This window comes from Streptomyces polyasparticus, from assembly GCF_014493765.1.
Lineage (GTDB): Bacteria > Actinomycetota > Actinomycetes > Streptomycetales > Streptomycetaceae > Streptomyces > Streptomyces polyasparticus.
The window spans coordinates 162743-180706 of the sequence record NZ_JACTVJ010000004.1; the positions used below are offsets into that span (position 1 = coordinate 162743).

Annotated in this window: 20 protein-coding genes; 6 read left to right on the top strand and 14 right to left on the bottom strand. The window is 69.3% G+C overall.

Translation table 11 applies throughout. From position 1 onward, the window contains the following. Window positions 1–141: 141 nt before the first annotated feature. From H9Y04_RS05075 to H9Y04_RS05085, 3 genes are read right to left on the bottom strand one after another with little or no spacing between them, the layout of a single operon-like run. Window positions 142–1104, bottom strand: a complete 963-nt coding sequence (locus H9Y04_RS05075) for a CU044_5270 family protein (RefSeq protein WP_187812444.1) — start codon at window positions 1102–1104, stop codon at window positions 142–144. After that, window positions 1104–1697: an RNA polymerase sigma factor gene (locus tag H9Y04_RS05080; protein WP_187812445.1), complete on the bottom strand. Its 594-nt coding sequence runs from the start codon at window positions 1695–1697 to the stop codon at window positions 1104–1106. Before H9Y04_RS05080 ends, H9Y04_RS05075 begins: the two co-directional genes overlap by 1 nt. Further along, window positions 1694–2941 (bottom strand): MFS transporter, encoded by a 1248-nt coding sequence (locus H9Y04_RS05085; RefSeq protein ID WP_187812446.1) that lies wholly within the window; start codon window positions 2939–2941, stop codon window positions 1694–1696. The genes H9Y04_RS05080 and H9Y04_RS05085 overlap by 4 nt, the downstream gene beginning before the upstream one ends. Window positions 2942–3082: 141 nt before the next feature. On the opposite strand from H9Y04_RS05085, the gene H9Y04_RS05090 reads away from it, so the two are divergent. Beyond that, window positions 3083–3994, top strand: a complete 912-nt coding sequence (locus H9Y04_RS05090) for a winged helix-turn-helix transcriptional regulator (RefSeq protein ID WP_187812447.1) — start codon at window positions 3083–3085, stop codon at window positions 3992–3994. Between the two features lie 95 nt (window positions 3995–4089). Here the strand turns inward: H9Y04_RS05090 and H9Y04_RS05095 are convergent, their stop codons facing one another. Together H9Y04_RS05095 and H9Y04_RS05100 are read right to left on the bottom strand one after the other, a co-directional pair. Continuing rightward, the gene (locus H9Y04_RS05095) at window positions 4090–4638 is read right to left on the bottom strand and encodes a TetR/AcrR family transcriptional regulator (protein ID WP_187812448.1); all 549 of its coding nucleotides are present in this window, start codon (window positions 4636–4638) and stop codon (window positions 4090–4092) included. Between the two features lie 31 nt (window positions 4639–4669). Beyond that, complete coding sequence (locus H9Y04_RS05100) at window positions 4670–4990, bottom strand: DMT family transporter (RefSeq protein ID WP_187812449.1); 321 nt, start codon at window positions 4988–4990, stop codon at window positions 4670–4672. A 142-nt stretch (window positions 4991–5132) separates the two neighbouring features. Between H9Y04_RS05100 and H9Y04_RS05105 the strand changes: the two genes are divergently transcribed. After that, complete coding sequence (locus H9Y04_RS05105; RefSeq protein ID WP_187812450.1) at window positions 5133–6077, top strand: DUF7847 domain-containing protein; 945 nt, start codon at window positions 5133–5135, stop codon at window positions 6075–6077. 56 nt (window positions 6078–6133) lie between these two features. Further along, the gene (locus tag H9Y04_RS05110; protein WP_187812451.1) at window positions 6134–7294 is read left to right on the top strand and encodes a collagen-like triple helix repeat-containing protein; all 1161 of its coding nucleotides are present in this window, start codon (window positions 6134–6136) and stop codon (window positions 7292–7294) included. 91 nt (window positions 7295–7385) lie between these two features. Here the strand turns inward: H9Y04_RS05110 and H9Y04_RS05115 are convergent, their stop codons facing one another. The 9 genes from H9Y04_RS05115 to H9Y04_RS05155 all read right to left on the bottom strand — a co-directional run bounded on the left by H9Y04_RS05115 (window position 7386) and on the right by H9Y04_RS05155 (window position 14912). Continuing rightward, complete coding sequence (locus tag H9Y04_RS05115; RefSeq protein ID WP_187812452.1) at window positions 7386–7736, bottom strand: metal-sulfur cluster assembly factor; 351 nt, start codon at window positions 7734–7736, stop codon at window positions 7386–7388. Beyond that, on the bottom strand, window positions 7733–8203 hold the full coding sequence (sufU, locus tag H9Y04_RS05120) for a Fe-S cluster assembly sulfur transfer protein SufU (RefSeq protein ID WP_187812453.1): 471 nt from the start codon (window positions 8201–8203) through the stop codon (window positions 7733–7735). The genes H9Y04_RS05115 and sufU overlap by 4 nt, the downstream gene beginning before the upstream one ends. 13 nt (window positions 8204–8216) lie before the next feature. Next, window positions 8217–9473, bottom strand: a complete 1257-nt coding sequence (locus H9Y04_RS05125) for a cysteine desulfurase (RefSeq protein ID WP_187812454.1) — start codon at window positions 9471–9473, stop codon at window positions 8217–8219. Beyond that, the gene (gene sufC, locus H9Y04_RS05130) at window positions 9470–10234 is read right to left on the bottom strand and encodes a Fe-S cluster assembly ATPase SufC (protein WP_187812455.1); all 765 of its coding nucleotides are present in this window, start codon (window positions 10232–10234) and stop codon (window positions 9470–9472) included. The genes H9Y04_RS05125 and sufC overlap by 4 nt, the downstream gene beginning before the upstream one ends. Before the next feature lie 6 nt (window positions 10235–10240). Then, window positions 10241–10561 (bottom strand): non-heme iron oxygenase ferredoxin subunit, encoded by a 321-nt coding sequence (locus tag H9Y04_RS05135; protein WP_187812456.1) that lies wholly within the window; start codon window positions 10559–10561, stop codon window positions 10241–10243. After that, entirely contained in the window at window positions 10561–11739 is a 1179-nt protein-coding gene (sufD, locus tag H9Y04_RS05140; RefSeq protein ID WP_187812457.1) for a Fe-S cluster assembly protein SufD, read from the bottom strand. The genes H9Y04_RS05135 and sufD overlap by 1 nt, the downstream gene beginning before the upstream one ends. Before the next feature lie 57 nt (window positions 11740–11796). Next, the gene (sufB, locus tag H9Y04_RS05145; RefSeq protein ID WP_187812458.1) at window positions 11797–13221 is read right to left on the bottom strand and encodes a Fe-S cluster assembly protein SufB; all 1425 of its coding nucleotides are present in this window, start codon (window positions 13219–13221) and stop codon (window positions 11797–11799) included. Beyond that, a complete protein-coding gene (locus H9Y04_RS05150; RefSeq protein WP_187812459.1) occupies window positions 13218–13985 on the bottom strand; it encodes a helix-turn-helix transcriptional regulator in 768 nt (255 codons plus the stop codon). The genes sufB and H9Y04_RS05150 overlap by 4 nt, the downstream gene beginning before the upstream one ends. 144 nt (window positions 13986–14129) lie before the next feature. Then, on the bottom strand, window positions 14130–14912 hold the full coding sequence (locus tag H9Y04_RS05155) for a formate/nitrite transporter family protein (protein WP_187812460.1): 783 nt from the start codon (window positions 14910–14912) through the stop codon (window positions 14130–14132). Between the two features lie 112 nt (window positions 14913–15024). Here H9Y04_RS05155 and H9Y04_RS05160 point away from each other — a divergent pair, with 112 nt between their 5' ends. From H9Y04_RS05160 to H9Y04_RS05170, 3 genes are all read left to right on the top strand, one after another. After that, on the top strand, window positions 15025–16005 hold the full coding sequence (locus H9Y04_RS05160; RefSeq protein ID WP_438818074.1) for an ABC transporter ATP-binding protein: 981 nt from the start codon (window positions 15025–15027) through the stop codon (window positions 16003–16005). Then, window positions 16002–16784 carry an ABC transporter permease gene (locus H9Y04_RS05165; RefSeq protein WP_187812461.1) on the top strand — a complete coding sequence of 261 codons (783 nt, stop codon included), beginning with the start codon at window positions 16002–16004 and terminating at the stop codon, window positions 16782–16784. The genes H9Y04_RS05160 and H9Y04_RS05165 overlap by 4 nt, the downstream gene beginning before the upstream one ends. Window positions 16785–16923: 139 nt before the next feature. Next, a complete protein-coding gene (locus tag H9Y04_RS05170) occupies window positions 16924–17922 on the top strand; it encodes a COX15/CtaA family protein (protein ID WP_308800864.1) in 999 nt (332 codons plus the stop codon). Window positions 17923–17964 lie beyond the last annotated feature (42 nt).

The window sequence follows — 17964 nt, forward strand, 5'->3', positions numbered from 1 at the left end:
ACACGGAAGCGAACCGGTCTCAGGGTGCGGGCCACCGCGCCGCAGCGTGCCGTACGCCCGCGTCCCCCCGGGCGCGGGCGTACGGCACGGGCCGGGCGGCCAGGGGGGTTCGAGGACACCCCCTGGGCCCGGCCCGGCGTGTCAGGGCCGTTCGTTCTTGTCGTCGACGAACGTCCTGACCAGGCTGGCTCCGGTGTTCATCACGTCTCCTGCCTTCCACGTGCCCGGGAAGAAGGCGGTCTCCTCGTTGGTGTCCGTGAAGTCATGCGCCACCACCATCCGGCTCCCCACCACCTGATACGTGTCGGGCTGCAGCAGGATCTCGTACCGGTAGCGGTCCTTCGGCTCCGGCTTCACGGTGATCGCGACGACCTCGCGGCCGGCCGCGTCCGTCACCCGGTGCCCGACGAGCTCGATCCCCTCCAGCGAGGCCAGCGCCCGGTACAGCTTGGCCTGCCCCTTGCCTTCGAGGGAGGTGAGCGGCGTACGCGTCACCGACTGGATCGCGGAGAAGACATGCGTGGGCTTCTTGGAATCGAGCGCGTAGGCGTCCGGCGGCGGATAGGCCTCCTGGATGGCCCTCACGATCCCCTGGGGATCGTCCGGCAGATGCGTGACGAGCCGGTAATAGGTGCGCCAGTCCCCCTCTTCCCCCTTGCGCGGCCCGACCGTGAACCAGTCCTCATCCGTCGTCGGCTTCCCCAGCTCACCCGTGTCGGGCTCGACGGAGGCTCCGATGCTCTTGGTGTAGTACCACTGGTCGTCCTGCGGTTCCGCGCCACGGACCGACTCGGCGGCCCGGGCCGCCGCCTCGAGGAACTCCTGCGCCGTCCCCGGCTTCACCGACTGGCTCGCCGCCGGCTTCGGTGACACATCGGACCCGCCGTGGTCCGCGAGGTTGACGGCCAGCACCGCCGAAGCCGTCACCGCGAGCACCGCGCCGACCGCCGCGAACCGCCAGTCGCGCCCGATCCGTACCGTCCGCCGCAGCGCACGGCCGTTCTCCGCCGCGTCGAGCAGCCGCATCCGTCCCGGCGCGAGCCGCGCCCGGTCCGGTGCGGGCGCTTCGGCCCGCAGTTCACGCACCTTCGTGAGATCGTCCATCACTGCGCCACCTCCGAGGCGTTCACGACGAAAGCCGGATCCGCACCGAGCGCGCTGCGCACCTTGCGCCGCGCCCTGTTGAGCCGCGAGCGCACCGTGCCGAGCGGAATGCCCAGGGCTTCGGCCACCTCCGGATAGCTGAGGTCCGCCCACGCCACGAGCAGCAGTACGTGCCGGTCGCCGGCGGACAGTCCGGCCAGCGCCCCCGCCAGCGGAGCATGGGCGCTCTGCGCGTCGACCCGGCTGTCGGCCCGGTCCACCCAGGACTCGGCCAGCGGATCCGTGCCCGTACGGGCGAGGGCGCGCAACGCCCGTATCTCCGTGCGCCGTTGCTTGCCGATCAGATTCGCCGCGATGCCGTACAGCCAGGGCCGCGCGTTCCCGCGGGACAGGTCGTAGCGGGAGCGGGTGCGGAACGCGGCGAGGAACGTGTCCGCCGTCAGATCGTCCGCCGCACCGTCGCCGAGGCGACGGGCCGCATAGCGATGGATATCGGGCGCGTACCGGTCATAGAGCTGCGCGAACAGCTCCGGCTGCGCCAGCGAGCGGCGGATCACCTCCGCATCGCCCTCGACTGCCGTCGTTCTGTTCACACGACCTCCCCCTGCCGGACCGATCCGGTGTGCTCACCCCCTGTTACCCGTACGGCGGCAAAGGGTTCACGGACACGGCCCGCCCACAGCACAGCGCATCCCGCCCCCGCCGCGAGCACGGCGCACAGCGGCCACAGCAGTCCGGGTGCGGCGCCGAGCACCGCACCGCCGAGGGGCGCGGCAAGGACGGTACCGCTGATGGAGACCCCTGCGTACAGACTCTGGAAGCGTCCCTGCGCGTGCTCGGGCGAGTGGTCGGCCACGCACGCGGTGGCGGTGGTCTTGTAGAGGATCTCGCCCAGGGTGAGCAGGCTCATCATCACGATCGCCGAGGCGAGCACGGTCCCGGGGATCAGCGCCGCGTACCCCGCGCCGACGAGCACCAGACCGCAGCCGACGATCCGCAGCGGCGGACGGGACTTGAGCGCCAGCGCCGCGGGGAGTTCGAGCAGCAGGATCAGCCCGCCGTTGATGGCGATCATCCAGCCGTACACCCGGGCGTCCATGCCGTGCTCGGCGAGGTGGACGGGGAAGGTCGTGTACTGCTGGCGGTAGACGAGGTCGACGACCAGGATCGCGCCGAGCAGCACCAACACCCCGGGCCTGGCGCGCAGTTCGGGCCACAGCTTCCCGCCCGCCGCCGCCTTCTCGGCGCGCTTCGAGGCCGCCACCCGCACACCTGCCGGCACCATCCGCGCGGTCCAGCAGGCGAAGAACAGGGTGCCGACTCCGTCCGCGACGAACAGCCAGTCGTACGAGAGCGAGGTGGCGACCAGCGCGCCGAGCGGCGGCCCGACGGTGAACCCGCCGTTGGACGCGGCCCTGATCACGGCGAACGCCTGGCGCCGGGAGCCCTCGGGGACGAGGACCGCGACCAGCGCGGAGTTGGCGGCACGGACCACGCCCGAGCCGTACTGGGCGAGCGGCAGCGCGAGATACAGCCCGGCGACCGGGAGCAGCGGGAGAGCCGCGAGGACGAGACCGGTGGACACGGCCGCGACAAGCAGGACGCGCCGGTGCCCGAAGTGGTCCCCGTACCAGCCGCCGGTGAAGTTGCCCGCGAGGAGACCGACGCCGCCGAGGCCGCTGATCAGCCCGGCCTCGGCGGCGGAGAGGCCGCGGGGCCCGGTCAGATAGAGGAAGACATAGACGAACGTGAAGCTGACCAGGGCGTTGAAGAACACCCCCGCCGCCAGCAGCCATACGGACCGCGGCACCACCGCGCCGACTTTGCCGATACCCACCGCGTCCACCCCTCGAAGCAGTCAGTTCCTTTTGGGAACTGACTATGGCAGCATACGGAGCGGCAGGTCAACGGGGGCCGATAATGAGCGGCAGGCCTCACTCCGGACAAAAGCCGGGAGGAGCACCGCGAAAGGAAGGCCATGGCACGCAGGACGAGCCTCGGCGATGCCGACTGCGCCATCGCCCAGGCGCTGGACGTGGTCGGCGACTGGTGGACACTCCTGATCGTCCGGGACTCCGCCCGCGGCGCCCACCGTTTCGAGGAGCTCCAGCGCGAGCTCGGCATGTCCCGCAAGGTGCTCGCCGAACGCCTGAAACTCCTGGTCGAGGCGGGCGTCCTGGACAAGGTCCCGTACCAGGACCGGCCGCCGCGCCATGAGTACCGCCTCACGCCCCGCGGCCGCGCCCTGCTGCCGGTACTGATCGCACTCCAGGACTGGGGAGACACCTGGGTGCTCGGAGAAGGGGAACTGATGGCCACGGCCACCGACACATCACGCGAAGCCGCCCGCATCCACGCACTGCGCGGCACCCGCCTGCCGGACGACGTACAACTCGTCGGCGGAGACGGCGAGTTGCACGACCCGGTGTCCGCGCGGACCCCGTTCACGGTCCTGTACTGCTTCCCCGGCGCGTACGCGCGCAGCGAGTCCTATCCGCCGGGCTGGGCGGGCATTCCGGGCGCCCCGGGCTGCACCCTCGAATCGTGCACGTACCGCGACCGGCTCGCCGAATTCGCCGCGGCCGGCGCCTCGGTGCACGGCGTCTCGACCCAACGCCCGGACGAACAGCGCGCGTTCGCCGAGAAGGAGCGACTGCGCTTCCCACTCCTCTCGGACGCCGATCTGACCCTCGCGGCAGCTTTGCGGCTGCCGACGTTCCGCGCGGCAGGGGTGAGCCGCCTCAAGCGGCTGACCCTGGTGGTCGACCAGGAGCGGGTCGTCCGCGAGGTGTTCTACCCGGTCACGGATATCGCGGCGAGCGTGGACGCGGCCCTGGAGGCGGTGCGGGAACGGCAGGCGGGCCAGCTGCCCGTGCGGCTCGACGACTGACGGCCGTTCCGGCTGACGGATGTTGCGACTGGCGGCCGTTCCGACTGACGGCCGTTTCCCTACAGCCAGCCGTTTCCCCACAGCCTGCCGTTTCCCTACAGCCGGCCGCCGCGTACCACCCGGCCGAGCATCTCCCTCGTATACGCCTCGTCGAACTCCGCGCCCGTCAGGAGCACGTGGAGACAGACCCCGTCGAGCAGCGCGACGACCGCACGCGCCGTGACCCGGTCCACCCGCCGCACCAGGATCTCCTCGACCGAGGCACACCACTCGGCGGCCACCGGCCGCAGCGCGGGGCGGCGCAGCGCGGCGAGATAGAGCTCGTACTCGAGCTCGACCCCGGTGCGGTCGCCGCCGAGCCATTCACCCGTCAACTGCGCCAGTTCCGCGGCGAGATCGGCCTCGGGCGCGAGCAGCGACTCCCGCTCGCGCACGGCCTTGCCGAAGCCCTCGTTGGCCTGACGCAAGGCCGCGACCAGCAAATCGTCGAGGGTCTTGAAGTGGTACGTGGTGGAGCCGAGCGGCACATCGGCCTCGGCCGCGACCGAGCGATGGCTGAGCCCCGCGATGCCCTTGTGGCCCACGACGCGGATCGCGGCGTCGATGATCCGCTGCCGCCGCTCCGGGTCGTAGCGGCGCCCCATCAGTGCACCCCACCGAGGTCGCAGCGCCCCATCAGTGCGCCCCGCCGAGATTGAGCAGCACGACTCCGCCGATGACAAGGACGATGCCGGCGAGCTTGGCCAGGCTGGTGGACTCCCCCAGGAAGAGCATGCCGATCACGGCGACCGCCGCGGTGCCCACGCCCGCCCAGATCGCATAGGCCGTACCGACCTGCATCGTCTTCAGCGTCTGCGCGAGCAGCGAGAAGGCGAGCAGATAGCCGGCGACCGTGGCCAGCGAGGGCCACAGCTTGGTGAAGCCCTCGCTGTACTTCATGGCCGTGGTGCCGGCCACCTCCGCCGCGATGGCCGCGGCCAGCAGTCCGTATCCCATGTGTACGAGTGTACGCATCGTTGCGTACGGGTGTACACATCGCGGCGGCCGGGACCTTGGGCGGGCCGTTGGTCCCTGTTCGGGGCAGGGACGCAGCCGCGAGCATGGGCAGGTTGACCTGCCGAGCCCTGGAGAAGAACACGTGCCGCACCCCGGCTGGGCCCCCTTGGCCCCGGACACCCCCGCACCGCCGAAGCCGGGCGTGATCCCTCTGGCGCCCCTGTCGCTCGGCGACTGCTTCGGTGCGCTGGCCGGTCTCGTACGGGGATACTGGCGCCCCTTGCTCGTCCTCGGGGCCACGATCTACGGAATCGCGTACACGCTCACGTACACGGCCTCGACCGCGGCCGTCCTCAGCCTCGGCTCGGACGACCCGTTCATCGACCTCGATCAGGGCCTGAGCGGCGCCCTGATCGTGTCCGTCACCCTCTTGCTGCTCCTCGCCATGGCGCTCCACTTCACCGCCGACGCCATGGCCGGCGCCCTGGCCCCTGCGGTCCTGCGGGAAGCCGTGCTCGGCCGCCCGGCACCCACCGCGGACATACGGCGCCAAGCGGTGCGCCGCACCCCTGCGCTCCTCGGCGCCACCGCGCTGACGACGCTCGCCTGCGCGGCACCCGTCGTGGCCGTCCTCTGGCTGACGCTCATGTCCGGCCCGATGACCCTGCTGCTGCTTCTGCTCGTGCTGCCGTTCCTCGTCTGGTTCTGGACCCGCTGCAGCCTGGCGCCCGCGGTCGTGGTCCTCGAGGGCGCGGGCCCGATGACCGCGCTGCGCCGCAGCTTCCGGCTCGTACGGGGCAGTTGGTGGCGGGTGTTCGGCATCCAGCTCCTGATGGGCGCGATCGGCCTGGCGACCGCGACGGTCCTGGTGATGCCGTTCGAGCTGCTCGGCTCGGCGGCCCCGTCGGCCGCGGGCGACGGAGTCGAGTTCACGCTCGGCCTGCTGCTCCTGCTGCCGACGATCGCGGGGGCCCTGGTGACCACCCTGCTCTCCCGGCTGACCGTCGCCCTGCTCTACACGGACCAGCGCATCCGCCGCGAAGGCCTCGCTCCCGCCCTCGCCGAAGCCGCGTACTCCCCCCGCTGAACCCGGCCCGAGCTGGGCTAACGTATGCCGTCCGCAACGAGGAAACGGAAGGCAGCATGGCGCACCAGGGGTGGGGACCACAGGGGCCGAACGGCCCGCAAGGACCGAACGGGCCCAACGGACCGCAAGGACCGTACGGACCGCAGGACTGGGGCGGCGGCCCGGGCTGGGGCGGCCCACCCGGCTGGGGCGGCTGGCAGCCGCCCCCGCCGAAGCCGGGAGTGATCCCCCTGGCCCCGCTCGGGCTCGGCGACATCTACAACGGTGCGTTCTCGACGATGGGCCGGTACGCGAAGCAGCTGTTCGGCGTGATGGGCGCGGGCCTCGCCCTGCTCCTGGTCACGATCGGCGGCGCGTTCGCGGTGGTCTGGGTCGTCGTCGAGGACAACTGGCAGGCGCTGATGGACGCCGACCGGCCGACCTGGCCCCTGTTCAGCCCCATCGTGACCGCCATCGTCGTGGCGTACGCGGTGGTGATGGTCCTCACCCTGGTGGTGAACTCCTTCGTCACCGCCGTCAGCCCGGTCGTCCTGGAACACGCCGCGCTCGGCCGGCGCACCACCTTCGGCGCCGTCTGGCGTCGCGCCTGGGCCCGCACGCCTTCGGTGCTCGGCGTCAGCCTGCTCACGTATCTGCTGATCGCGATCCCGATCGTGCTGTTCTTCCTGTTCTGGATCAGCATGATGATCGCGATCGTGGCGACCGACAATGTCGGCTTCCTCTCGATCGGCGGGGTCTTCCTGCTCGGCCTGCTGCTCATGCCGCTGGTGACCTGGCTGCTCGTGTCGTTCTCGTTGGCTCCCGCCGCCGCCGTCCTCGAGTCGGCCGGCCCGATCACCGCCCTGAAGCGCTCGTTCCGGCTGGTCCGCGGCGCGTGGTGGCGCACGTTCGGCATCCTGCTGCTCACCTGGATGATGGTGATGTTCGCCGGATGGGTCGTGCAGATCCCGCTGATGTTCGCGGGCCCGCAGCCCTCGTACGACGTCTACGGCACCTACGACCAACCGCCCGGGGACCTCGGCGAGTTCTTCACGAAGGTCTACGGCGACTCGCTGGGCGGCCTGTGGACCTACCTGATCCTCACCTCCGTCGTCAGCGTGGTGATCCAGCTGCTCGCCACGGCCTTCACGCAGCTGGTCGGCAACCTCCTCTACATCGACCAGCGCATCCGCCGCGAGGGCCTCGCGGACAGCCTGGCCCGGGCGGCGGGCCGCTGACCGCAGGCATACGACCGGCGACTGACCGCACGCATACGAAAGGGGGCCCGCACCGAAACGGTGCGGGCCCCCTTCCTCGTACGAAGAGAACTCAGACGTTGAACCCGAGCGCCCGAAGCTGCTCGCGGCCCTCGTCCGTGATCTTGTCCGGACCCCACGGCGGCATCCAGACCCAGTTGATCCGGAGCTCGTTGACGATGCCGTCGGTGGCCGACTTGGCCTGGTCCTCGATGACGTCGGTCAGCGGGCAGGCCGCGGACGTGAGCGTCATGTCGAGGGTCGCGATGTTGGCGTCGTCGATGTGGATGCCGTAGATGAGGCCGAGGTTGACGACGTCGATGCCCAGCTCGGGGTCGACGACGTCGTACAGCGCCTCGCGCACCTCTTCTTCGGAGGCGGGCTTCAGGGTTGCGCCCTCTGCAGATGTCACAGCGTCGCTCATGCGGACTTCCTCTCGGCGGGCTCGGACTCCCCCAGAGCCTGGGCGGTCGCGTCCTTCCACGCCATCCAGCTCAGGAGCGCGCACTTCACGCGCGCCGGGTACTTGGAGACACCGGCGAACGCGACCGCGTCCTCCAGGATCTCCTCCATCGCGTCATCGGGCTCGATCCGGCCCTTGGACTGCATCAGCTCCAGGAAGGTGCCCTGGATCCGCTGCGCCTCGGTGACGTCCTTGCCGACCAGGAGGTCGTTGAGGACGGAGGCGGAGGCCTGGCTGATGGAGCAGCCCTGGCCCTCGTACGAGACGTCCTCGATGCGCGTGCCGTCGTACTTCACACGCAGCGTGATCTCGTCACCGCAGGTCGGGTTGACGTGGTGCACCTCGGCGTCGCCATCCCGGAGACCGCGCCCGTGCGGGTGCTTGTAGTGGTCCAGGATGACTTCCTGGTACATCGAATCCAGCTTCACGTCTCGCAGCTCCTCAGCCGAAGAAGTTCCGTACGTGCTCCAGGCCCTCGACCAAGGCGTCGACCTCGGCCGGCGTGGAGTACAGATAGAACGACGCTCGCGTGGTCGCAGGAATTCCGTACCGCAGGCAGACCGGCCGCGCACAGTGGTGGCCGACCCGGACCGCGATGCCCTGCTCGTCGAGGACCTGGCCCACGTCGTGCGGGTGGATGTCGCCGAGCGTGAAGGAGATCGCGGCGCCGCGGTCCTCCGCCGTGACCGGACCGATGATCTTGAGGTCCGGCACTTCGAGGAGCCGCTTGACCGCGTACTCGGTGATCGCCTGCTCGTGGCGGGCGATGTTCTCCATGCCGATCGAGTTCAGGTAGTCCACGGCCGCGCCGAGGCCGACGGCCTGGGCAATCGGGGGCGTACCGGCCTCGAACTTGTGCGGCGCGGGAGCGTACGTCGAGGAGCTCATGGAGACGGTCTCGATCATCTCGCCGCCACCGAGGAACGGCGGCAGGTCCTCGAGAAGCTCCTGCCGTCCCCACAGCACACCGATGCCCGTCGGACCGCACATCTTGTGGCCGGTGAAGGCCACGAAGTCGGCCTGCAGCGCCTGCACGTCGAGCGGCATGTGCGGAGCGGCCTGCGAGGCGTCGATGAGGACGAGCGCGCCGACCTCCTGGGCGCGGCGCACGATGGCCTCGACCGGGTTGTGCGTGCCCAGGATGTTGGAGACGAGCACGAAGGAGACGATCTTCGTCTTCTCCGTGATGACCTCTTCGATGTTGGACAGGTCGAGACGGCCGTCGTCCGTGAGACCGAACCACTTCAGCTTCGCGCCCGTGCGCTGCGAGAGCAGCTGCCACGGAACGATGTTGGAGTGGTGCTCCATCTCCGTGATGACGATCTCGGTGTGCTCGTCGACCTTGTACGGGTCGTCGGCCCAGCCGAGCATGTTCGCCACGAGGTTGAGGGACTCCGAGGCGTTCTTGGTGAAGATCACCTCGTCGCGGGAGGGCGCGTTGATGAACTCCGCGACCTTGTCCCGCGCACCCTCGTACAGCGCCGTGGCCTCCTCGGCGAGGACGTGCACGCCGCGATGGACATTGGCGTTGTGCCGCTCGTAGTACTCGGTGAGCGCGTCGAGCACCTGGCGCGGCTTCTGCGAGGTCGCCGCGTTGTCCAGGTACACAAGCTTCTTGCCGTCGTGGATCACACGGTCCAGGGCGGGGAAGTCCTTGCGGATCGCCTCGGTGTCGAGGAGGCCCGGCAGCTGTGTCATACGGCGGCGCCGCCCTTCACGTACTTGTCGTAACCCTCGGCCTCGAGCTGGTCGGCGAGCTCGGCGCCACCGGACTCGGCGATCCGGCCGTTCGCGAACACGTGCACGAAGTCGGGCTTGATGTAGCGCAGGATGCGCGTGTAGTGCGTGATCAGGAGGGTGCCGACCTCGCCCGACTCGCGGACGCGGTTGACGCCCTCGGAGACGACGCGCAGGGCGTCGACGTCCAGACCGGAGTCGGTCTCGTCGAGGATCGCGATCTTCGGCTTGAGCAGCTCGAGCTGGAGGATCTCGTGGCGCTTCTTCTCACCGCCGGAGAAGCCCTCGTTGACGTTGCGCTCGGCGAAGGCCGGGTCCATCTGGAGACGCTCCATGGCCTCCTTGACCTCCTTCACCCAGGTGCGCAGCTTGGGGGCCTCGCCGCGGATCGCCGTGGCGGACGTACGAAGGAAGTTGGAGACCGAGACACCCGGGACCTCGACGGGGTACTGCATGGCGAGGAAGACGCCGGCGCGGGCGCGCTCGTCGACCTCCATCTCCAGGACGTCCTCGCCGTCGAGGGTGACGGTGCCGCCGGTGATCGTGTACTTCGGGTGACCCGCGAGGGAGTACGCGAGGGTCGACTTGCCGGAGCCGTTCGGGCCCATGACGGCGTGCGTCTCGCCCTGCTTGATGGTCAGGTCGACGCCCTTGAGGATCTCGCGGGGACCGTTCTCGGCCTCGACGGTGACGTGCAGGTCGTTGATTTCAAGCGTTGCCATGGTGCCTCAGGACTCCTGGGTGACGGAGACGAGCACATCGTCCCCTTCGATCTTTACGGGGTATACGGGGACGGGGCGCGTCGCGGGAAGACCGGACGGCTTGCCGGTCCGCAGGTCGAACGCCGAGCCGTGCAGCCAGCACTCGATCTGGCAGTCCTCCACCTCGCCCTCGGACAGCGAGACGTTCGCGTGCGAGCAGATGTCGTGGATCGCGAACACCTCGCCCTCTGTCTTGACGAGCGAGACCGGCGTGCCGTCGAGTTCCACCCGCTTCGGGGTGTCCTCCTCCAGCTCGCTCAGCGCGCAGGCTTTGACGAAGGCGGACATCAGACGGACGCCTCGAGCTCTTCCTCGATCTTGACGAGGAGGCGCTCCTCGATGTCGGCGACACCGATCTGCTGGACCAGCTCGGCGAAGAAGCCGCGCACGACGAGGCGGCGGGCCTCGATCTGCGGGATGCCGCGGGCCATCAGGTAGAAGAGCTGCTCGTCGTCGAAGCGGCCGGTCGCGCTCGCGTGGCCGGCGCCGACGATCTCGCCGGTCTCGATCTCGAGGTTCGGCACCGAGTCGACGCGGGCGCCGTCGGTCAGAACCAGGTTGCGGTTCATCTCGTACGTCTCCGTGCCCTCGGCCGCGGCCTCGATGAGGACGTCGCCGATCCACACGGCGTGCGCCTGCTCGCCCTGCAGCGCGCCCTTGTAGACGACGTTGGACTTGCAGTTCGGCACATTGTGGTCGACCAGGAGGCGGTGCTCCTGGTGCTGGCCCGCGTCCGTGAAGTACAGACCGAGCAGCTCGGCGTCGCCGCCGGGGCCGGTGTACTCGACACGCGGGTGCAGGCGGACCAGGTCGCCGCCGAAGGTCACGACGACCGACTTGAAGGTGGCGTCGCGGCCGAGCTTCGCGTTGTGCTGCGAGCAGTGCACCGCGGTGTCGTCCCAGTCCTGGACGGACACGAAGGTGACCTTCGCGCCGTCGCCGATCAAGAAGTCCACGTTGGCGGCGCGCACACCGTCACCGGTGTGGTCGACCACGATGACAGCCTCGGCGAAGGCACCGATGTCGAACACCGTGTGCCCGAAGGTGGTGCCGCCCTCGCCGTGCAGGAGGACGCGCACCGGCTCGGTGAGCACGCTCTCCTTGGGCACCGTGATGACGGTGGCCTTCTCGAACGAGGAGTACGCCTGCGCGGCGATCCGGTCGACCGGCGTGCCGGCCTTGCCGACGCGCTCGTCGTCACGGGTCACCGACTCGACGGTGACGCCCTCGGGCGCGTCGACCTGCGCCTTGATGGCGCCGTCGGCCTTGGCGGTGCCGTCGTGCAGACCCTTGAGGCGCTCGAGCGGCGTGAACCGCCACTCCTCCTCACGGCCGTGCGGGACCGGGAAGTCCGCGACGTCGAAGGACGGGGGCGCGCTCATGCGGGTGGCGACGGTGGACTCCGCCGCCACCGCTACAGCGCCGCCGGCGGTGGCACCGGCCGGGATGTTCTGAGCCTCAGCCATGGCTGTTCTCGTGCTCGCTTTCTTAACTAAGTGGCTTGACGGACAGTGCAGTTGGCCTTAGCCGACCGCACCCTCCATCTGCAGCTCGATCAGCCGGTTGAGCTCCAGGGCGTACTCCATCGGGAGCTCCTTGGCGATCGGCTCGACGAAGCCGCGCACGATCATGGCCATGGCCTCGAACTCGGTCATGCCGCGGCTCATCAGGTAGAAGAGCTGGTCATCGGAGACCTTGGAGACGGTCGCCTCGTGCCCCATGGACACGTCGTCCTCACGCACGTCCACGTAGGGGTACGTGTCCGAGCGGGAGATCTGGTCGACGAGCAGCGCGTCGCAGAGCACGTTGGACTTGGAGCCGTGCGCGCCCTCGCCGATCTCGACCAGACCGCGGTACGAGGTGCGGCCGCCGCCACGGGCCACCGACTTCGACACGATGTTGGACGAGGTGTTCGGCGCCATGTGGACCATCTTGGAACCGGCGTCCTGGTGCTGGCCCTCGCCCGCGAAGGCGATGGACAGCGTCTCGCCCTTGGCGTGCTCGCCCATCAGGTAGACGGCCGGGTACTTCATGGTGACCTTGGAACCGATGTTGCCGTCGATCCACTCCATGGTCGCGCCCTCGTACGCCACGGCGCGCTTGGTGACCAGGTTGTAGACGTTGTTCGACCAGTTCTGGATCGTCGTGTAGCGGCAGCGGCCGCCCTTCTTGACGATGATCTCGACGACCGCGGAGTGCAGCGAGTCCGAGGAGTAGATCGGCGCGGTGCAGCCCTCGACGTAGTGGACGTAGGCGTCCTCGTCGACGATGATCAGCGTCCGCTCGAACTGGCCCATGTTCTCCGTGTTGATACGGAAGTAGGCCTGCAGCGGGATCTCGACGTGCACACCCTTCGGCACGTAGATGAACGATCCGCCGGACCACACGGCCGTGTTCAGCGAGGCGAACTTGTTGTCGCCGACCGGGATGACGGTGCCGAAGTACTCCTTGAAGAGCTCTTCGTGCTCCTTCAGCGCGGTGTCGGTGTCGACGAAGATGACGCCCTGCTCCTCCAGGTCCTCACGGATCTGGTGGTAGACGACCTCGGACTCGTACTGGGCCGCGACACCGGCGACGAGGCGCTGCTTCTCCGCCTCCGGGATGCCGAGCTTGTCGTACGTGTTCTTGATGTCCTCGGGCAGCTCTTCCCAGGAAGCGGCCTGCTTCTCGGTGGAGCGCACGAAGTACTTGATGTTGTCGAAGTCGATGCCGGAGAGGTCGGAGCCCCAGGTCGGCATGGGCTTCTTGTCGAACAGGCGAAGACCCTTGAGACGGAGCTTGGTCATCCACTCCGGCTCGTTCTTCTTGGACGAGATGTCGCGGACGACGTCCTCGTTGAGACCGCGCTTGGCAGCCTGGCCGGCCGCGTCGGAGTCGGCCCAGCCGTACTCGTACTTACCCAGACCCTCGAGTTCGGGGTGGGCAGTCTCCTCGATGGGGAGAGTCATGCGGGGTTCCTCCCGGCCGTGCTTGCTGTGGTGGTCTTGTCTTGCGTGGTGTCTTCGGTGTCTTTACGAGGGATGAACGTCGTGCAGACGCCGTCCCCGTGGGCGATCGTGGCCAGTCGCTGCACATGCGTACCGAGCAGGCGGCTGAAGAATTCCGTCTCCGCCTCACATAGCTGTGGGAACTGCTCGGCGACATGAGCGACCGGGCAGTGGTGCTGACACAGCTGCTCGCCGACCGGTGCGCTACGCGCAGTGGCAGCGTACCCGTCCGCGCTCAGGGCCTTGGCCAGGGCCTCTGTCCTGGCTTGCGGCGGTACGTTCTCCAGGGCCTCGCGGTACCCCTCAGCCTGGGCGGCAAGCCTGGCCCGGGCGAAGGCGGCGACGGCCGCCTCCCCGAGCTCCCCGCCGCCGGCGGACTGCGAGATCCAGCGCAGGGCCTCGGCGGCGAGCTTGTCGTAGGACTGGTCGAAGGCGTCCCGGCCGCAGTCCGTCAGGGCGAACACCTTGGCGGGTCTGCCGCGCGTACGAGCGCCGTAGACCCGCTTCTCGCGGGGCTCCACGACATCGTCGGCGACCAGCGCGTCGAGGTGACGGCGGACGGCGGCCTGGGTGAGACCGAGGCGCCCGGCGAGGTCGGCCACGGTGGACGGGCCGTGGTCCAGGATGGAGCGCGCGACGCGGTTGCGCGTGCTGCGCTCACCGGTCCCGAGCTCCTCCTGCGGGGCCCCCGCAGGAGCCTCCGAAGCCTCGCCGACGTTTTTCACAACGCCATTGTTGCGTAATTCCTCTGGCCCCGACAACCGGCCTGGTCGCAGGGCCGGGGTGCGGTGCATCACTTAGGCAGACCTAACCAGATACACAGCGTGACGAGCGCTGAACCGCGAGGTCAACGACCTCGTCGTATCCGCTCAGAGGTCCTCTTCGCGTTCGGGCCTTCCCATGAACCAGTACGAGCCGGCCACGAGAAGTCCGCCGCCCACGATATTGCCGGGGACGGTGAAGACGAGATTGCGCAGGAGGTCACCGAAGCCGGCGCCGCCGTCGAGGATCGACAGGGAGAAGAGCGCCATGTTGGCCACGCAGTGCTCGAAGCCCACGGCGACGAACACCAGGACGGGGATCCAGAGCACGAAGATCTTCGCGCCGTCGCCCTTGGCCCGGTAGAACATCCAGATCGCGAGGCAGACGAGGAAGTTGCAGAGCACGGCCCGCCAGAACAGCTGGCCCCCGTCGAGCGCCTCCTTGCCGTGGATCATCTCGGCGAGCATCGCGCGGGCGGGCGCGGTGGACGTCACGCCCGAGGCGTGCACCATGGCGCCGAAGAGGAAGGCACCGACAAAGTTGCCGAACAGCGACAGGCACCAGCTGCCCACCAGGTCCTTGGCGCCGGTGCGTCCGGTGAGCGCGCCGATCAGCATCACCATGACGTTGGACGTGAACAGCTGGGCGCCGGCGAACATCACGATGGTCAGCGCGATCGGGAAGACCAGGCCCTCGAGCAGCTTCGTCGCCGAGGAACCGGCCGAGACGAAGGGCGAGATGGCGACGAGGAGCAGTACCTCGCCTATGCCGATGTACGCACCGGCGAGCACCGCCGAGACGAAGTAGCGAGGAGGTGTCCGCCGCAGGTCGTGGGCCTTGTGGGCGGCCTGCTCGGACGTCTCTTCCACGTACTTCGCAATGGTGGTCACATATCGACGCTAGATCCGGTACGGGCCCGCTTCGGACAGAAAAGGTCACCAATGAGCGGACCTGCGGACCCGGGGGCCAGGGACCTGCGACCCGTCCCTAGACTCTGTCCTCATGCGAAGCGAGCCCGTCGCCCACCCGTCGCCCGACCACCACCCCTCATCGGGACGCTTCGCGTCACCCCCTTTGATCCAGATCACCGGCCTGGTGAAGCGGTACGGCAGCAAGACCGCCGTGGACGGCCTGGACCTGAAGGCCTCGGCGGGCATCACCGCCGTCCTCGGTCCCAACGGCGCCGGCAAGACCACCACGATCGAGACCTGCGAGGGCTACCGGAAGCCGGACGCCGGCACGGTCCGCGTCCTCGGCCTGGACCCCGTACGGGAAGCGGCCGCCCTGCGGCCCCGTATCGGCGTGATGCTCCAGTCCGGCGGCGTCTATTCCGGCGCCCGCGCCGACGAGATGCTCCGCCACATCGCGAAGCTGCACGCCCACCCGCTCGACGTGGACGCCCTGATCGAGCGTCTGGGCCTGGGCAGTTGCGGCCGTACGACCTATCGCCGGCTCTCCGGCGGCCAGCAGCAGCGCCTCGCGCTCGCGCTCGCCGTGGTGGGCCGCCCCGAACTGGTCTTCCTCGACGAGCCGACCGCGGGCCTCGACCCGCAGGCGCGCCGGGCGACCTGGGATCTCGTACGGGAGCTGCGCGCCGACGGCGTCAGCGTCATCCTGACCACGCACCACATGGACGAGGCCGAGCAGCTCGCGGACGATGTCGCGATCATCGACGCGGGCAAGGTCATCGCCCAGGGCAGCCCGGAGCAGCTCTGCAAGGGCGGCGCCGAGAACACGCTGCGGTTCTCCGGCCGCCCGGGGCTCGACATCGCCTCGCTCCTGAAGGCCCTGCCGATGGACACCCTCGCCGCCGAGCTCACGCCCGGCTCGTACCGCGTGACCGGCACCGTCGACCCGCAGCTGCTCGCGACCGTGACGTCCTGGTGCGCCCAGCACGGGGTGATGCCGGACCGGATCTCGGTCGAGCGGCACACCCTCGAGGACGTCTTCCTGGAGCTGACCGGCAAGGAGCTGCGCGGATGAGCGCCGAGACACCCACCGCCGGCACGTACGCGCCGAAGCCGGGCGCGGCCCCCATGGGCCGGATGATCACGGCGCAGGCGGTCTTCGAGACGAAGATGCTGCTTCGCAACGGCGAGCAGCTGCTCCTGACGGTCGTCATTCCGTCGCTGCTGCTCGTCCTCTTCTCGACGGTCGACATCATCGACACCGGCTCGGGCGACGCGGTCGACTTCCTCGCACCCGGCATCCTCGCCCTGGCCGTGATGTCCACGGCGTTCACCGGGCAGGCCATCTCGACCGGTTTCGAGCGGCGGTACGGAGTCCTCAAGCGGCTCGGCACCTCACCGCTCCCCCGCTGGGCCCTGATGACGGCCAAGACCCTCTCCGTCCTGGCGATCGAGGTCCTGCAGATCGCCCTGCTCACCGCCATCGCCTTCGGCCTCGGCTGGTCCCCGCACGGCAACCCGCTCTCCGTCGTCCTCCTCCTGATCCTCGGCACCGCGGCCTTCTCCGGCCTCGGCCTCCTGATGGCCGGGACGCTGAAGGCCGAGGCGACGCTGGCCGCCGCCAACCTGGTCTTCCTGCTCCTGCTCGTCGGCGGCGGCGTGATCGTCCCCCTGGACAAGTTCCCGGACGCGGCCCAGTCGGTGCTCGGCCTGCTGCCCATCTCGGCACTCTCGGACGGGCTGCGCGATGTGCTGCAGCACGGCGCGGGCATGCCGTGGGGAAACCTCGGCATCCTCACGGTGTGGTCGGTGCTCGGCCTCGGGGTGGCGGCGCGGTTCTTCCGCTGGGAGTGACGCGTCCGCTCTGCACGGCCCATAGCCAGGACCTGCATCACTCCTCTCCGTAGACAAAACGGACTCAACTGACACCAACCGGGCGCCAGATGGTGACCCTCGTGAAAACTTGCACAAGCCACCCCCCTACGATGTCCCCGTGCCAAACGTGACCCGAGCCGATGTCGCTCAAGCCGTGCGCAACCCGCTCGCCTACATCGCCGAGCGCTGGACTCCCTCACAGCGGATCCTCCAGCGCGCGATCCTCGCGTCGCTCGTCATGAACGTCATGATCGTGGTGACCGGCGGCGCCGTCCGTCTGACCGGCTCGGGCCTCGGCTGCCCGACCTGGCCCAAGTGCACGGACGACTCGCTGACCGCGACGAGCGAGATGGGCTTCCACGGCGCCATCGAGTTCGGCAACCGGATGCTCACGTATGTGCTGTGCGCGGCCGTCGGCTGGGCGATCATCGCGGCCCGCTCGACGAAGCCCCACCGCCGGGACCTGACCAAGCTGGGCTGGCTGCAGTTCTGGCTGGTCATGGGCAATGCGGTGCTCGGCGGCATCGTGGTGCTCGTCGGCCTCAACCCGTACACCGTGGCCGCCCACTTCCTGCTCTCCACCACGCTGATCACGGTCGCGACGGTGATGTGGCAGCGCGCCCGCGAGGGCGATGCGGCGCCGCGGCCGCTGGTCGGCAAGGCGATCCAGCAGCTGGTGTGGTTCCTGACGGTCGCGGCCGGACTGCTCATCGCCGTCGGCACGGTGGTCACGGGCGCGGGCCCGCACGCGGGCGACTCCAGCGAGGTACACCGCATCCCGCTGAACTGGGAGGACGTCAGCAAGCTGCACGCGGTCCTGGCCTGGATCGTGGTCTCGCTGACCTTCGCCCTCTGGTTCGTCCTCAAGGCGGTCGACGCCCCGCCCGGCCCGCTGCGCCGCACCCGCGACCTCTTCCTGATCCTCCTGGCCCAGGGCGGCATCGGCTACGTCCAGTACTTCACGGACCTCCCCGAGGTCCTGGTCGGCGCGCACATGCTCGGCTCGTGCCTGGTCTGGATCGCGATCGTCCGCGTGGTGCTCTCGCTGCGCGAGCGCCCCGAACTCGAACTCTCGCTGCCGGCCCAGGGCGAGGCCCACCTCACCACCGCACGCTGAGCCGCCCGTTGTCAGTGCCCCCTCCTAAGGTGAACCCGATCT

Coding starts and splice junctions, on each gene's coding strand:
- H9Y04_RS05075 (WP_187812444.1), bottom strand. CDS start 1,104: ATGGACGATCTCACGAAGGTGCGTGAACTGCGGGCCGAAGCGCCCGCA.
- H9Y04_RS05090 (WP_187812447.1), top strand. CDS start 3,083: ATGGCACGCAGGACGAGCCTCGGCGATGCCGACTGCGCCATCGCCCAG.
- H9Y04_RS05095 (WP_187812448.1), bottom strand. CDS start 4,638: ATGGGGCGCCGCTACGACCCGGAGCGGCGGCAGCGGATCATCGACGCC.
- H9Y04_RS05100 (WP_187812449.1), bottom strand. CDS start 4,990: ATGGGATACGGACTGCTGGCCGCGGCCATCGCGGCGGAGGTGGCCGGC.
- H9Y04_RS05110 (WP_187812451.1), top strand. CDS start 6,134: ATGGCGCACCAGGGGTGGGGACCACAGGGGCCGAACGGCCCGCAAGGA.
- H9Y04_RS05115 (WP_187812452.1), bottom strand. CDS start 7,736: ATGAGCGACGCTGTGACATCTGCAGAGGGCGCAACCCTGAAGCCCGCC.
- H9Y04_RS05125 (WP_187812454.1), bottom strand. CDS start 9,473: ATGACACAGCTGCCGGGCCTCCTCGACACCGAGGCGATCCGCAAGGAC.
- sufC (WP_187812455.1), bottom strand. CDS start 10,234: ATGGCAACGCTTGAAATCAACGACCTGCACGTCACCGTCGAGGCCGAG.
- H9Y04_RS05135 (WP_187812456.1), bottom strand. CDS start 10,561: ATGTCCGCCTTCGTCAAAGCCTGCGCGCTGAGCGAGCTGGAGGAGGAC.
- sufD (WP_187812457.1), bottom strand. CDS start 11,739: ATGGCTGAGGCTCAGAACATCCCGGCCGGTGCCACCGCCGGCGGCGCT.
- sufB (WP_187812458.1), bottom strand. CDS start 13,221: ATGACTCTCCCCATCGAGGAGACTGCCCACCCCGAACTCGAGGGTCTG.
- H9Y04_RS05160 (WP_438818074.1), top strand. CDS start 15,025: ATGCGAAGCGAGCCCGTCGCCCACCCGTCGCCCGACCACCACCCCTCA.
- H9Y04_RS05165 (WP_187812461.1), top strand. CDS start 16,002: ATGAGCGCCGAGACACCCACCGCCGGCACGTACGCGCCGAAGCCGGGC.